Here is a 14,554-nt window from a genome sequence, read left to right as displayed (position 1 = left end):
CGCCGAGCGGCGCACGATTCCGCTCACAGAAATGAAGAGTTTTGACGATCTCCGTCGAAGCCCGAGCGAGAGGACACATCCGTGGACGACGACCGGCCCGATGTGCTGCTGACCGGGCTGCTCTTCTACGACCTCGTGCTCACGGGCCTGGAGAAGCCGCCGACGCCGGGCGAGGAGATCTGGACGGCCGGCATGGGCTGCGGCCCGGGCGGCATCGCGAACCTCGCGGTGGCCGCCGCCCGCTTCGGCCTGCGCACCTCCCTGGCCACGGTGTTCGGCGACGACTACTACGGCGCCTACTGCCGGGACGTCCTCGGCGGTCAGGAGAACGTCGACCTCTCGCTCTCCCGCACGGCGGACGGCTGGCCCACCCCGGTCACCGTCTCCGTCGCGTACGACGGCGACCGGGCCCTGCTCACCCACGGCCAGGAGCCGCCGTTCTCCCAGGACGTGCTGATGGGCGACCCGCCCCCGGCGCGCACCGCCCTGGTCCACCTGGAGCCCGAGCCGCGCGGATGGCTCGCCAAGGCCGCGGCGAACGGCACCCACGTCTACGCCGACGTCGGCTGGGACCCCACCCAGGAGTGGTCCGCGGACCTGCTGGACCAGCTCGCCCTCTGCCACGCCTTCCTCCCCAACGAGACCGAGGCCACGGCCTACACCCGGACCGACAGCGCGGTGGCGGCGCTCGGCGTCCTCGCCGAACTGGTGCCGGTCGCGGTGGTGACCCGCGGCCGGGACGGCGCGCTCGCCGTCGACCAGATCACCGGCGAGTACGCCGAGGTCCCCGCCCTCCACGTCGACGCCCTGGACGCCACCGGCGCCGGCGACGTCTTCGGCGCGAGCTTCGTCGCGGCCTCGCTCGGCGGCTGGCCGCTGGAGCAGCGGCTGCGGTTCGCGGTCCTCGCCGCCGGGCTTTCGGTCCGCCACCACGGCGGGGCGCTCGCCGCCCCCGGGTGGTACGGCGTCGACCGCTGGTGGCGCTCGCTCAAAGACCCGGAGCTCAAGCGGGCGTACGGCTTCCTGGCGGACCGGCTCCCCGGGAACCCGGGGCCCCCGGTCCGGCACGCGCCCGTCACCCCGCCGGCACCCCGGCACTGAATCCCTGACCTCCCCTCCCCCACGCCCCCACACCTGCTCCTCTCAAGCGACAACACGAACAGATCCGAAAGGCGGTGGGAGCTGTGCGGCTCTCACGAAGAGGCCTGCTGCGCGCGGGCCTGGCCGGTACGGCCGCCACGGCGCTGGGCGGCCTGGCGGCCGGCTGTGCCGTTCCGGCCGGCTCGACCGGCCGGAACATGGTCCTGTGGTACTGGAGCGGCGGACTCAGCGACACCGTCGTCAAGGAGGCCAGGGCCCGGTTCGGCCGGGACGTCGACCTCAAGGCCCAGCAGATCGGCGGCTACTACCGCTCCAAGCTGATCACCACCATGGCCGGCCGCGCCCACGTCCCCGACATCGCGGGGCTCAAGGGCGAGGACATGGCCTCCTACCTGCCGAACGCCGACCAGTTCGTGGATCTGCGGACGCTGGGCGCCGAGAAGTTCAAGAGCCGCTATCTGGACTGGAAGTGGCAGCAGGGCGTCGCGGACGACGGCAGTCTCGTCGGCTTCCCGATCGACGTGGGACCGGTCGTGCACTACTACCAGCCGGCCGTGTTCGACAAGGCGGGGCTGCCCCACGAGCCGGCCGAGGTGTCCCGGGAGCTGGACACGTGGGAGAAGTTCTTCGCCGCCGGGGAGCGGCTGAAGAAGCGGGTCCCGGGGTCGTTCCTGCTCACCGACGTCGGCAGCGTCTTCGAGATGTCGCTCGGGCAGGGCACCACCCGGTTCGTCGACAAGGACCGGCACTTCATCGGTGCCGGCGAGCACGTCCGCGCCTGCTGGGACCGTGCCGTCGAGGCCAAGCGGCGCGGGCTCGTGTCGGACATCGTCAGCGGCACCCCGGACTGGAACTCGGCCGCCGAGCGAGGGCTGCTGCCGAGCCAGCTCAACGCCTCCTGGGCCGCCGGCGACCTCAAGCTCGGCCTGCCGAAGACCAAGGGCAGGTGGCGGGTGGCCGACTGCCCGGGCGGCCCCTCCAACGTGGGCGGCTCGTTCCTGGCGATCACCAAGGCGTGCCGGGAACCCGAGCGGGCCTTCGAGATCATCACCTGGATCCTCGACGCGGACAACCAGGCGCAGGGCTTCGTCGACGCGGGGCTCTTCCCGTCGACCCCGGCCTCGTACGCGATGAGGAAGCTGCGGGAGCCGGATCCGTTCTTCGGCGGCCAGATCACCATGGACGTCTACGGCCCGGCGGCCGAGAAGATCCCGGTGGCCTACAACAGCCCCTACGACATCGCGCTCGGGCAGCCCGTCCGCGACGAGATCAAGAACGTCGGCGTCCTCGGCAAGGACCCGGCGCAGGCCTGGAGGGACGCCATGAGCAAGTGCCGGCGTATCGCGGACCACCTGGGGGTGACGTACTGATGGCCACCGTTCCCGCGCTCGACAAGCCCCCGGCGGTCACGGCCCCGGCGCCGGTGGTCCACCGGAAGAAGGGCGTCCTGAGCCACTGGCGGCTCTACGCCGCGATCTCCCCGTTCTACCTCCTCTTCCTCTGCTTCGGTCTGATCCCCGTCGGCTTCTCGCTCTACCTGTCCTTCCACCGCTGGGACGGCCTCGGCTCGATGGAGTGGGCGGGCCTGGCACAGTTCCGCTACCTGCTCGGCGACAGCGACTTCTGGAGCTCCATCGGCAACACGCTGATCATCTGGGCGCTGGCCACCTTCCCCATGATCTTCCTGGCGATGGTGACGGCCGTGATGCTCAACTCCGCCGTGCGCTTCAAGAACGTCTACCGCTTCGCCTACTTCCTCCCCAACGTCACCTCGATCGTCGCCGTCGCGATCATCTTCGGCTCGGTGTTCTCCACGAACTTCGGCCTGATGAACGCCCTGTTGCAGGCCGTCGGCCTCGACCAGGTGGCCTGGCTGAACACGCCGTGGGGCATCAAGGTCGCCATCGCGACGCTGATGACCTGGCAGTGGACCGGCTACAACGCGATCATCTTCCTCGCGGGGCTGCAGACGATCCCGAGCGACCTGTACGAGGCGGCCCGGATCGACGGCGCGGGTCCGGTGCAGACGTTCGTCCGGGTGACGCTGCCGCTGCTGCGCCCGACGCTGCTGTTCGTGCTCGTCGTCTCGACGGTCACCGGGCTGCAGAGCTTCGCCGAACCGCAGGTCCTGCTGCAGACCACGGCGAACGAGTCCACGTTCTCCGGCGGTCCCGACCACGCCGGGCGGACGATGGTCCTCTACTTCTTCCAGCAGACGTTCGACAACAACGACTTCGGTTACGGCGCCGCCGTGGCCTGGGGCATCTTCCTCGTCGTCGTCCTCTTCTCGATCATCAACTGGCGCCTGGTGCAGCGCCGGGGCGAAGACTAGGAAGGCCCGATCACCATGGCATCCATCAAGGGTCACCGCGGCCGGGGCGTCGCACTGCACACGGTCCTCGTGGCCGGCCTGCTGCTGTCGGCCTTCCCGTTCTACTGGGCCGTCGTCATGTCGACGCACACGTCGACCGAGATCTTCTCCTACCCGCCGAAGCTGCTGCCGGGCTCGCACTTCCTGGAGAACGTGCGCAACCTGTTCGACACCATCGACTTCTTCGGCTCGATGTTCAACTCGCTGCTCGTCGCCGTGTCCGTGACGGCGCTGGTGCTCTTCTTCGACTCGCTCGCGGCGTTCGTCTTCGCCAAGTTCGCCTTTCCCGGCAAGCGCGTGCTGTTCGCCCTGCTGATGCTCATCTTCATGGTGCCGATGCAGCTGCAGGCCATCCCACAGTTCGTGATCATGGCGAAGCTGGGCTGGATCGGGTCGATGACCTCACTGATCGTGCCGGCGGCGGCCAACGCGTTCGGCATCTTCTGGATGCGCCAGTACATGAAGAGCGCCGTCCACGACGAACTGATCGACTCCTCCCGGCTCGACGGGGCCGGGTTCCTGCGCCAGTACTGGCACGTGGCGCTGCCGGTGGTCCGGCCGGGCCTGGCCTTCCTCGGCATCTTCACGTTCATGGGCCAGTGGAACGACTACGCCTGGCCGCTGATCGCGCTCACCGACCCGGACAACGTGACCTTGCAGGTCGCGCTCTCCCAGCTCAACGGCACCCACGGCACGACCGACTACGGCATGGTGATGACCGGCGCGCTGCTCGCGCTCGTCCCCCTGCTGATCGTCTTCGCCATCGGCGCGCGGCAGATCATCGGGGACCTCGCGAAGGGAGCCGTGCGCGGATGACGAGCGATCCCCTGCTCGCCCTGCGCCCCTGGCACGCACCCGAGGTGACCTCCTGGCGGCGGCTGCCGATGAACGCGGTGGACCGGCGTGCCGGTGCCGTCCGTCTGGACGGCGACTGGCGCTTCCAGCTGCTGCCCGCGCCCGGCGCCCCGCTCGGGGAGGTCTGGTCCTCGTCGTACGTCCCGGGTGTGTGGACACTGCAGGACACGGACGACCTCCCGCGATACCTCAACGTCCGCATGCCGTTCGCCGAGTTCCCGCCGGACGTGCCGGCCGACAACCCGACCGGGGTGTACGAGCGTGACGTCGAGGTGCCGGCCGCGTGGGCGGGCCGGCGGATCGTGCTCCAGGTCGGGGCCGCCGAGAGCGTGCTGCTGGTGCACGTGGACGGGCGCCCGGCGGGGATCTCCAAGGACTCCCACCTGGCCGCCGAGTTCGACCTGACGGAGCTGGTGCGCCCCGGGGAGCGGACCGTGCTGCGCCTGACCGTCGTCAAATGGTCCGACGCCTCGCACCTGGAGGACCAGGACCAGTGGTGGCACGGCGGGATCACCCGCCCGGTGCTGCTGTACGCGACGGACCCGCTGCACCTGGCGGACGTGACCGTGCGGGCCCGGCGGGACGGAGACCTGCGGGTGGACTGCCGGGTGCGGGACGCGGGCGGGGCGCTGCCCGGGGGCTGGTACGTCAGCGGGGAGCTGGACGGGCACCCGCTCACGCAGGACGCGGAGTTCGACCGGGCCAACGCCGAGGACGAGCGGGTCTCCGCCTTCCTCGGCGAGGCGCGGCTGCGCACCACCGTGCCGGACGTGCGGACCTGGAACGCCGAGACGCCCGAGCTGTACGGGCTGACCGTCCGCCTCCACCGCGCCGACGGCACCGTCGCCGACACCTCCCGGCACCGGGTGGGCTTCCGGGACGTCGAGATCTCCGGCCGGGACCTGCTGGTCAACGGCGAGCGGGTGTTCATCCGGGGCGTGAACCGGCACGACTTCCACCCGCTGACCGGCCGGACGGTGTCGCACGCGGACCTGCGCGCCGACCTCGTCCTGCTGAAGCGGTTCGGCTTCAACGCGATCCGCACCGCGCACTACCCGAACGACCCGGCCCTGTACGACCTGGCCGACGAACTCGGCTTCTACGTGGTCGACGAGGCCGACATCGAGTCCCACGACCACGCGCACGAGATCGCCGACGACCCGCGCTACCTGGCCGCGTTCGTCGACCGGGCCGCGCGGATGGTGCTGCGGGACAAGAACCACCCGTGCGTCATCGTCTGGTCGCTGGGCAACGAGTCCGACTACGGCGCCCACCACGACGCGGCCGCGGGCTGGGTGCGCCGGCACGACCCGACCCGGCCGGTGCAGTACGAGGGCGCGGCCAGGCTCGGCTGGGCCGACCCGGACGTGGCCTCCGACATCGCCTGCCCGATGTACGCGCCGCTGCAGGAGTGCCTCGCGCACGCCATGTCGGGGACGCAGACCAAGCCGCTCATCCAGTGCGAGTACTCGCACGCCATGGGCAACAGCAACGGCACGCTGGCGGACCATTGGGCGGCCATCGAGGCCACCCCGGGTCTTCAGGGCGGGTTCATCTGGGAGTTCTGGGACCACGGCATCCTCCAGCGTGTGAACGACGGCAGACCGGCCGGGCGTGGGGGCGCCGGGCTCTACGGCAACGGTGTCGCCGCGCCCGGATACCGCTGGGCGTACGGCGGCGACTTCGGGGAGACGGACCACGACGGCGCCTTCATCGCCGACGGGGTCGTCTTCCCCGACCGCACCCCCAAGCCCGTGCTGTACGAGCACCGGGAGCTCGCCGCGCCGGTGCGCATCGCGAGCTTCCGGCACGAGGGCGTCGTGCTGAGCAACCACCAGCACTTCCGGGGCCTGGACTGGCTGGCCGGCGAGTGGGAGCTGTCCCTCGCCGACGGCCCCACCCTGACGGCCCCCGCCGAGCTGCCCGATCTGCGGCCGGGTGAGACGGCCGCGGTGCCGCTGCCCTTCACGCTGCCGGAGGACGGCGGCGAGGCGTGGCTGACGCTGCGGGTCACGACGGCCGGCGACGAGCCGTGGGCGCCGCGCGGCACGGTCGTGTGCCTGCCGCAGGTGCGGCTGCGGGCGGCGTCACCCGTGGTGCGCGCTCCGGCCGCGAACCGCCCGGTCGACGTCGACGAGGACGGACTGCTGGTCCATCCGCTGCTGACGGCGGCGCCGGCGCTGTCCCTGTGGCGGGCGCCCACCGACAACGACGAACTGGGCGGCATGGCGGGCCGCTGGCGGGACTGGGGGCTGGACCGGCCCACCCGCAAGGTGGTGTCCGTACGGCGTGACCCGGGCCGGGTGACGGTGGTCGCCGACCTCCTCTGCGCGGGCGGGACCGTCCGGCACGAACAGGTGGTCACGGCGGTCGAGGAGGGGCTGCTCGTCGAGGAGTGCGCCGAACTGCCCGAGACCCTGTACGACGTGGCCCGCGTCGGGTCGGTGTTCGAGACGGTCCCGGGGCTGACCCTGTGGGAGTGGTTCGGGCAGGGCCCCTGGGAGTCGTACCCGGACCGGGCCGCGGGCGCGCCCGTCGGTCACCACGCGCTGCCGGTGGACGAGCTGTTCACGCCGTACCTGCGGCCGCAGGAGAGCGGCGGGCGGCACGGTGTGCGGCGCTTCACGCTCTCCGCGCCGGACGCCACCGGCCTCACGGTACGGCTGGACCGGCCCCGGCAGGTCTCGGTGACGCGGCACCGCGCGGCCGATCTCGCCGCCGTGACGCACCACGACGAACTGGTGCCGCGGCCGGGCTGCGTGGTGCACATCGACGCGGCGCACCGCGGACTGGGCACGGCCTCGTGCGGGCCCGACACCTTCGCCTCCTACCTCGTCCCGGCCGGGGTCCACCGCTGGAGCTGGACGCTGCGCGTCCTCTGAGTTCCTCCCCGCCCCTCCCTTCCCCTTCTCACCGTCGTCTCCCCCGTCCTCACTGGAGCACCCGTGTGCATTTCGCATGACCACGACCCGGGCGAGACGTCCCGGGCCGGCGCCGGCAGACGCGGCTTCCTGCGGGCGACCGCGCTGCTCGGCGCCACCGCGGCCGCGGTGGGCGCCCTGCCCGCCGGCACCGCCGAGGCGGCGGCACCGCGTCGGCGCCCCGACCCGGACAGCCGCCGCTTCACGCTCGCCGTGATGCCGGACACCCAGTACCTCTTCGACGGGCCGAGCATCGACAGGGCTCCGGTCGAGGCCTCGCTGCGCTGGCTGCTGGAGCACGGCGAGGAGGAGAACATCGTCTTCCTGTCACACCTGGGTGACCTCACCCAGAACGGCACTCAGGAGGAGTGCGCCGCGATCGGTGAGGCGTTCCGGCTGCTGGACCGGCGGGGCGTCGGCTACAGCGTCCTGGCGGGCAACCACGACGTGCGCGCGTCGACGACCGACCAGCGCGGTGCGACGCCGTACCTGGACGTCTTCGGGCCACGGCGGTTCGAGGGGCGGCGGACCTTCGGCGGTGCCTCCCCCGACGGCTACAACACCTTCCACCGGTTCACCGCCGGCGGCCGGGAGTGGCTCGTCCTCGCCCTCGACTGGCGGTTGTCGCCGCAGGGGTACGCGTGGGCGGAGGACGTCCTGGCGCGGCACCCGAGGACGCCCGTGATCCTGACGACGCACGAACTGGTCGCCGGGGACGACACGTTGTCCGGCCACGGGCAGCAGCTGTGGGACCGGCTGATCGAGGACCACGACCAGATCTTCCTCACCCTCAACGGGCACTACTGGCCCGCCGCCCGCGCCACGCGCCGGAACGCGGCCGGGCACGACGTCCACCTCCACCTGACGAACTACCAGAACCGCTACTTCGGCGGCGCGGCGATGATCCGCCTCTACCGCTTCGACCTGGACCGGAACGTCATCGACGTCGAGACGGTCTCGCCGTGGATCCTGGGCCGCGCCGCGCAGGGGCTCAACGAACTGGAGCGGCAGGAGATGGAGCTGAGCGGCGACGCGGACCGGTTCTCCGTCGGGATCGACTTCGAGGAGCGCTTCTCCGGTTTCGCGCCCGTGCCCGCGCGCCCGGCCCGGCCGGTGCCGAAGATGCTGGTGCCGGGCACGGTGGCGTACTGGCGCTTCGAGGAGCCGGCCGGGGAGACGGTCCGTGACCTGTCCGGTCGTGGCAACGACCTGTCCCTCGTCACGGTCGGCGGCGGCACGCTGGGCTGGTCCGCCGACCACCACCCGGACCAGCCGGGCCACGGCAGCCTGGAGTTCCGGGGCTTCAAGTCGCCGCTGAGGGGCGCCTACCTGCGCACGGTCGACGGGGCCCCGCTCAACCGGGCCAGGTTCCGGGACGGCTACACCATCGAGGCGTTCTACCGTCTGCCCGCCGACTGGGACCCCGACCACCACGCGTGGTCCGGCCTGATCTCCCGCACGGGCACGGGCGGCGCCGCCGGCAAGACCGCCGACGACCCCGACGAGCCGCTCGCCACGCTGTCGCTGTCCGACGACCGTGAACCGCAGTGGGCGATGCGCCCGCTCGACCAGCAGGGCATCGCCACCAACTGGGGCCAGGAGACCCCGGTGGAGACCTGGTGGCACCTCGCGGTCGTCAACGACGGCCGGCACACCACCCTGTACGTCGAGGGCTGCCCGGTGGTGCGCAACCCCAGGGCGTCCGCGGCCGGCATCACCTCCGTCGGCCTGCCGTGGCTGCTCGGCGGCTACGAGTACGGCGGGAGGATCGACCAGATCCTGCACGGCCGGCTCGGCGACGTCCGGATCGTCGCCCGGGCGCTGCCCGTCACCTCCTTCATGAACCACTGACTCCCGGGGATCCGTCATGTCCGAGCAGCAACTGCCCGCCTGGGCCGACCCGTCCGTGTCCCCCGCCGATCTCGATCCGCAGGGCGTCTCCCGCCGCGGGCTCCTGCGCCGGGCGGGCCTGTTCGGCGCCGCCTTCGCCCTGGGCTCGGCGGCCGTCCCCGCCCACGCGGCGGGCGCCGCCCGGCGGCCGGGCGGCGAGGATCCCCGCCTGGCCTACCTCGTCGGCGACCACCACGTGCACAGCGTCTACAGCCATGACGCCAAGTACACGTTCTCCCAACTGGCCGCCGCGGGCGCGCGGTACGGCCTGGACTGGATGGTGTTCACCGAGCACGCGAACGTCGGGCACGCCGACCTCGGCGCCGCCCTGGAGCACCGGGAGATCCTGAAGGCGCGTGCCGACAACCCACGGCAGCTGATCTTCCAGGGCCTGGAGTGGTACATCCCCGCCGCCGAGCACTGCACGGTCTTCGCCGCACCCGGCCGGCACGAGGTGGATCTGCTCACCCGCTTCGAGCGCGCCTGGGACGGCAAGCTCCTCGGCTACGACAAGGGCGGCCCCGCCGACGCGGACACCGCCCGCAACGAGGCGCACGCCGTCAAGGCGCTCAAGTGGCTGGACGCGCAACGCCGTTCGGGCCGGGTCGACGACGTGCTGGTGCTGGCCAACCACCCCATGCGCCTGGGCATCGACTCCCCGCACGAGCTGCGCAACTGGCGGGACGCCGCGCCCGGGATCGTGATCGGCATGGAGGGCGCGCCCGGCGCCCAGGGCGCGGCCATCCCCGGCTGGCGCGGGGCGAACTCGATCCGCGGCGAGTACGAGAACAAGCCCTCGGCGCAGTCCTGGCCCGGCTACCCGGAGGACGCCTACCTCACCTACGGCGGCTTCGACTGGGCGACCGCGACCGTCGGTGGCCTGTGGGACTCGATGCTCGCCGAGGGCCGGCTGTTCTCGGTCACCACCAACTCCGACGCCCACCGGGTCGTCTTCGACACGTGGAAGAACGGCGACTGGCAGCCGGGGCAGACCTTCGACACCACCGGCAGGCTGCCCGACCCGGTGAACACCACCACCCCGCAGCCCGGCAGCGACTTCTGGCCCGGCCAGTTCAGCCGCACCCACGTGGGCGTCACCCTCCCCCACTACCTGAACGGTGTGGGCGGTGCCCCCATCGGCTACCGGGCGGTCATGGCCGGGCTGCGCGCGGGCCGGGTCTGGCTGGACCACGGGCACCTGCTCGACGGGCTGGAGGTCCGGCTGAAGCGGGACCGCGACGGGGGCCGGGGCGTGACGCTCGGCGGCCGGCTGCGCGTACGGGCGGGCGAGCGGCTGACCCTGCACATCACCGTGACGACCGCCTCCCGGCCCAACCCGCGGGACATCCTGCCCGAGTTGGCGCACGTCGACGTCATCCGCGGCGCGGTGCGCGGCCCGGCAGCCGACCGCGACAGCTGGCAGGCCCCCGACACCCGGGTCGTCCGGACGGTCGACGTCTCCGGCCGCACCGGCACCTACACCCTGCGCGTCCCGCTGACCGCGGGCGCCGAGTCGTTCTACGTCCGGCTGCGCGGCAGCGACGGCAACCGGCACGGCACCGGCTACCTGGGCGCCGCGGTCGACCCGCACGGCCCGGTGCCGCACGCCCCCGGGGACGGCGACCCGTGGGCGGACACGTGGTTCTACTCGAACCCCGTCTTCGTCGACGTGGCGGGTTCCTCCCCGGCGTACGGGCAGGTCACGGACTGATCGGGGCGGAGGTACGGTGGGCCGCGTGACCGGTGAAGAGGCGCTGCGGCCCCAGTCCCTCATGCTGACGTTCCTGGGCGACCAGGTGCTCGGCCGTGACGTGTGCGTGTACTCGGGCAGCGTCATCGACGTGTTCGCCCGGGCCGGCATCGGTGAGCAGGCCACGCGTTCCACGCTGACCCGCATGGCCGGCCGGGACCTGCTGCGCCGCCAGCGCGAGGGCCGCCGGATGTACTTCGGGCTGACCGAGCGCGCGGAGGCGGTGCTGCGCGACGGCGAGCGGCGCATCTGGCAGACGGGCGCGGTCAACCGGCACTGGGACGGCACCTGGACGCTGCTCGGCTTCTCGCTGCCCGAGTCCTGGCAGCGTCAGCGCCACGACCTGCGCTCCCGGCTGACCTGGAGCGGCTTCGGTCCGCTGTTCAACGGCCTGTGGATCGCGCCGGGCGAGATCGACGTGTCGGCGCTGGTGGCCGAACTCGGCCTGTCCGCCCACGTGAAGATCTTCCGGGCGCACGCGGACGCCGGGATGGACATCGGCCGGATGATCGAGGACACCTGGGAGCTGTCGGACCTGGCCGCGGGCTACGAGGGGTTCGTGCGGCGCTGGAAGCCCTGGGAGGACGACCTGCCGGACGCCGACGACGCGCTGGTGCTGCGCCTGCGCCTGCAGACGGAGTGGCTGCGGATCGTCCGGCGGGACCCGCGGCTGCCCGTGAAGCACCTGCCGGACGACTGGCCGGCGGAGCAGGCCGAGAAGACGTTCCGGACCGTGCACGAACGGCTGTCGCCCCTCGCCCGCGCGGCCTCCGAGCGCCTTCTCGACCTGGTGCCGGTGCGGCCTCAGGCGTAGAACCGGGACAGGCTCTGCAGCACCGCCGCCGGCTTGCCGCCGCCCTCGATCTCGATGGTTCCCTCGACCGTGATCTGCACACCGCCCGGCACGTCCTCGACCTCGGCGAGCCGCGCCGTCAGGCGGATGCGGGAGCCCACCCTCACGGGGGCCGGGAAACGCACCTTGTTCAGACCGTAGTTGACCTTGGTCGTCACGCCGTGGACGTCCAGCAGCTCGGTGAAGAGCGGGATGAACAGGGAGAGCGTGAGGTAACCGTGCGCGATGGGGGCGCCGAAGGGGCCCTCCTCGGCGCGCACGGGGTCCACGTGGATCCACTGGTGGTCGCCCGTGGCGTCGGCGAAGGTGTCGATGCGCTCCTGCGTGACCTCGATCCACTCGCTGGTGCCGAGGTCGCCGCCGGCGAGCTTCCTCAGTTCGCCGAGACCGTTGACGGTGATGCTCATGCGGTTCCTTACGGGTTGCCGTAGCGGGTACGGACGCGGGACTTGAGGAGCTTTCCGGAGGCGGTGCGCGGGAGTGCGTCCGCGACGACCACCGACTTCGGGATCTTGTACTTGGCGAGGCACCCGGTGAGGGAGGCGAGCACCTCGTCGGGGTCGAGGGCGGCGCCCTCGCGGGGGACGACGACCGCGCGCGGCACCTCGCCCCACGTGTCGTCGGGCACGCCGATCACCGCGCACTCGGCGATGCCGGGATGGGCGAGGAGCCGGTCCTCGATCTCGGCCGGGTAGACGTTCTCGCCGCCGGAGATGATCATGTCCTTGAGACGGTCGACGATGTGGACGTAGCCGTCCTCGTCGACCCGGGCGGCGTCGCCGCTGCGGAACCAGCCGTCGGCGAAGGACGCGGCCGTCTCCTCGGGCAGTCCCCAGTAGCCGGGCATCACGTGCGGTCCGCGCACCACGACCTCGCCGACCTCCCCGACGCCGACCGGGGTCAGGTCCGGCCGGACGACGCGGACGTCGCTGAAGAAGTGCGGCACGCCCGCCGAACCCGCCTTGCCGACGGCGTGCTCGGCGTCCAGGAACAGCGTGCCGGGGGCGGCCTCGGTCATGCCGTAGCCCTGGAGGAAGGTCAGGCCGCGCTCCTGGTACCGCGCGATCAGCGGGGTCGGGACCGGGGAGCCGCCGCAGGTGAGGATGCGCAGCGAGGACAGGTCGGCGTCCGGCCAGCGGGGGTGCCTGGCCACCTGGTCGAACATGGTCGGCACGCCGAACATGAAGGTGATCCGGTGCCGTTCGATCATCTCGAGGGTGGCCTCCGGGTCGAACGCCTCGACCAGGACGCAGGTGCCGCCCTTCAGCAGGACCGGCAGGGTCAGCATGTTCAGCCCGGCGGTGTGGAACAACGGGGCGGAGACCAGGGCGCGTTCGTCGGCGACCAGGTCGGTGTCCACGAGGACGTTGACCGCGTTCCAGGTGAGGTTGCCGTGGGTGAGCATGGCGCCCTTGGGGCGGCCGGTCGTGCCCGAGGTGTACATGATGATGCAGGTGTCGTCGGGTCCGACGGGTTCGTCGACCGGCTCGGCGGACGCCCCGGCGAGGGCCGCCTCGTATTCCGCGCCGGTTTCCAGGTGGACGCGGACGTCCGTGCTGCTGGGCAGGCCCGCGACCAGGCCGGTGTGGGAGGGGCCGTGGACCAGGGCCTTCGCTCCGGAGTCGGCGAGCTGGTAGGCGATCTCCGGCCCGGCGAGGCGGGTGTTGAGCGGGACGAAGACCGCGCCGAGGGTGCCGGCCGCGAACAGGGTCTCCAGGTAGGAGGGGTGGTTCGGGCCGAGGTAGGCGACGCGGTCGCCGCGGCGCACGCCCCGGGCGCGCAGGGCGTGGGCCAGGCGCGTGGTGCGGGCGTGCAGCGTGCCGTAGGAGACGGTGTGCGCGCCGTGGATCAGGGCGGTGCGGTGCGGGGTCTTGCGGGCCCGGCGGGCGGGCCACGACCCGATTCCCTCGTTGCGCATGTCACGCCCCTTACGGTGTGGCCAGCCCGAGCAGGCGGGCGGCGTTCTCCTTGAGGATCTTCGGCCGGACCTCCTCCTTGATCGTCAGCTTGCCGAAGTCGGCGAGCCAGCGGTCGGGGGTGAGGACGGGGAAGTCGGACCCGAAGAGGACCTTGTCCTTCAGCAGGGTGTTGGCGTACTGCACGAGCTGGGGCGGGAAGTACTTCGGGGACCAGCCGGACAGGTCGATGTGCACGCCCGGCTTGTGCGTGGCGACGGCCAGCGCCTCGTCCTGCCAGGGGAAGGACGGGTGCGCCAGGATGATCTTCAGGTGCGGGAAGTCGGCCGCCACGTCGTCGACGTGGAGCGGGTTGGAGTACTTCAGCCGGATGCCGCCCCCGCCGGGGACGCCGGCGCCGATGCCGGTCTGCCCGGTGTGGAAGAGGGCGATCGCGCCCGTCTCCTCGATCACCTCGTACAGGCCGTAGGCCACCGCGCGGTCGTTGGGGAAGAACCCCTGGATGCTGGGGTGGAACTTGAAGCCCTTCACCCCGTACTCCTCGACCAGCCGCCGGGCCTGCTGCACGCCCGCCCTGCCCCGGAAGGGGTCGACGGAGGCGAAGGGGATGAGGACGTCGGCGTTGGCGGCGGCCGCCTCGGCGACCTCCTCATTCGGCACGGGCGGGGTGCCGGTGGCGGACTCGGCGTCGACCGTGAAGATCACGGCGGCCATGTTCCGCTCCCGGTAGTAGGCGGCCGTCTCCTGAAGGGTCGGCTTCCGCCTGCCCTCGACCTTGAAGTAGGCGGAGGAGGCGTCGTGCAGGTCGTCGTCCAGGGAGGAGTGGCCCTTCGAGGACACCTCCGCGTGGGTGTGGACGTCGATCGCGACCAGGTCCTCGACCTTCATGGAGCGGGA

The 14,554-nt window shown here is 72.1% G+C and carries 11 protein-coding genes; 8 read left to right on the top strand and 3 right to left on the bottom strand.

The features are described 5' to 3' along the window. The first annotated feature begins 81 nt into the window (after window positions 1–81). The 8 genes from ACIGAQ_RS03615 (at window position 82) to ACIGAQ_RS03580 (ending at window position 11,702) form a co-directional block, all read left to right on the top strand. On the top strand, window positions 82–1,101 hold the full coding sequence (locus ACIGAQ_RS03615) for a carbohydrate kinase family protein (protein ID WP_399778865.1): 1,020 nt from the start codon (window positions 82–84) through the stop codon (window positions 1,099–1,101). Window positions 1,102–1,184: 83 nt separating this feature from the next. Next, the gene (locus ACIGAQ_RS03610; protein WP_399778863.1) at window positions 1,185–2,471 is read left to right on the top strand and encodes an ABC transporter substrate-binding protein; all 1,287 of its coding nucleotides are present in this window, start codon (window positions 1,185–1,187) and stop codon (window positions 2,469–2,471) included. Beyond that, a complete protein-coding gene (locus ACIGAQ_RS03605) occupies window positions 2,471–3,433 on the top strand; it encodes a sugar ABC transporter permease (RefSeq protein WP_311681110.1) in 963 nt (320 codons plus the stop codon). Before ACIGAQ_RS03610 ends, ACIGAQ_RS03605 begins: the two co-directional genes overlap by 1 nt. Window positions 3,434–3,448: 15 nt before the next feature. After that, a complete protein-coding gene (locus ACIGAQ_RS03600) occupies window positions 3,449–4,288 on the top strand; it encodes a carbohydrate ABC transporter permease (RefSeq protein WP_399778861.1) in 840 nt (279 codons plus the stop codon). Then, window positions 4,285–7,209 carry a glycoside hydrolase family 2 TIM barrel-domain containing protein gene (locus ACIGAQ_RS03595; RefSeq protein WP_399778859.1) on the top strand — a complete coding sequence of 975 codons (2,925 nt, stop codon included), beginning with the start codon at window positions 4,285–4,287 and terminating at the stop codon, window positions 7,207–7,209. The genes ACIGAQ_RS03600 and ACIGAQ_RS03595 overlap by 4 nt, the downstream gene beginning before the upstream one ends. Before the next feature lie 63 nt (window positions 7,210–7,272). Further along, on the top strand, window positions 7,273–9,099 hold the full coding sequence (locus ACIGAQ_RS03590) for a LamG-like jellyroll fold domain-containing protein (RefSeq protein ID WP_399778857.1): 1,827 nt from the start codon (window positions 7,273–7,275) through the stop codon (window positions 9,097–9,099). Window positions 9,100–9,115: 16 nt separating this feature from the next. Further along, the gene (locus ACIGAQ_RS03585; protein ID WP_399778855.1) at window positions 9,116–10,849 is read left to right on the top strand and encodes a PHP domain-containing protein; all 1,734 of its coding nucleotides are present in this window, start codon (window positions 9,116–9,118) and stop codon (window positions 10,847–10,849) included. Window positions 10,850–10,874: 25 nt separating this feature from the next. Then, the gene (locus ACIGAQ_RS03580) at window positions 10,875–11,702 is read left to right on the top strand and encodes a PaaX family transcriptional regulator C-terminal domain-containing protein (protein WP_311681104.1); all 828 of its coding nucleotides are present in this window, start codon (window positions 10,875–10,877) and stop codon (window positions 11,700–11,702) included. Here the strand turns inward: ACIGAQ_RS03580 and ACIGAQ_RS03575 are convergent. The 3 genes from ACIGAQ_RS03575 to ACIGAQ_RS03565 are packed head-to-tail and all read right to left on the bottom strand — an operon-like array spanning window position 11,693 to window position 14,545. Further along, on the bottom strand, window positions 11,693–12,148 hold the full coding sequence (locus ACIGAQ_RS03575) for a MaoC family dehydratase (RefSeq protein WP_399778853.1): 456 nt from the start codon (window positions 12,146–12,148) through the stop codon (window positions 11,693–11,695). The two genes, ACIGAQ_RS03580 and ACIGAQ_RS03575, sit on opposite strands and share 10 nt — an antisense overlap. 8 nt (window positions 12,149–12,156) lie before the next feature. Continuing rightward, a complete protein-coding gene (locus tag ACIGAQ_RS03570) occupies window positions 12,157–13,659 on the bottom strand; it encodes a long-chain fatty acid--CoA ligase (RefSeq protein WP_399778851.1) in 1,503 nt (500 codons plus the stop codon). A 10-nt stretch (window positions 13,660–13,669) separates the two neighbouring features. Then, window positions 13,670–14,545, bottom strand: a complete 876-nt coding sequence (locus ACIGAQ_RS03565; RefSeq protein WP_362279474.1) for an amidohydrolase family protein — start codon at window positions 14,543–14,545, stop codon at window positions 13,670–13,672. Between the last annotated feature and the right edge of the window lie 9 nt (window positions 14,546–14,554).

It is taken from the genome of Streptomyces sp. NPDC085932 (genome assembly GCF_044540525.1).
Taxonomy (GTDB): domain Bacteria; phylum Actinomycetota; class Actinomycetes; order Streptomycetales; family Streptomycetaceae; genus Streptomyces; species Streptomyces levis.
The sequence above is the reverse complement of the archived record's forward strand: the minus strand, read 5'-3'. Positions and strand labels throughout refer to the sequence as shown.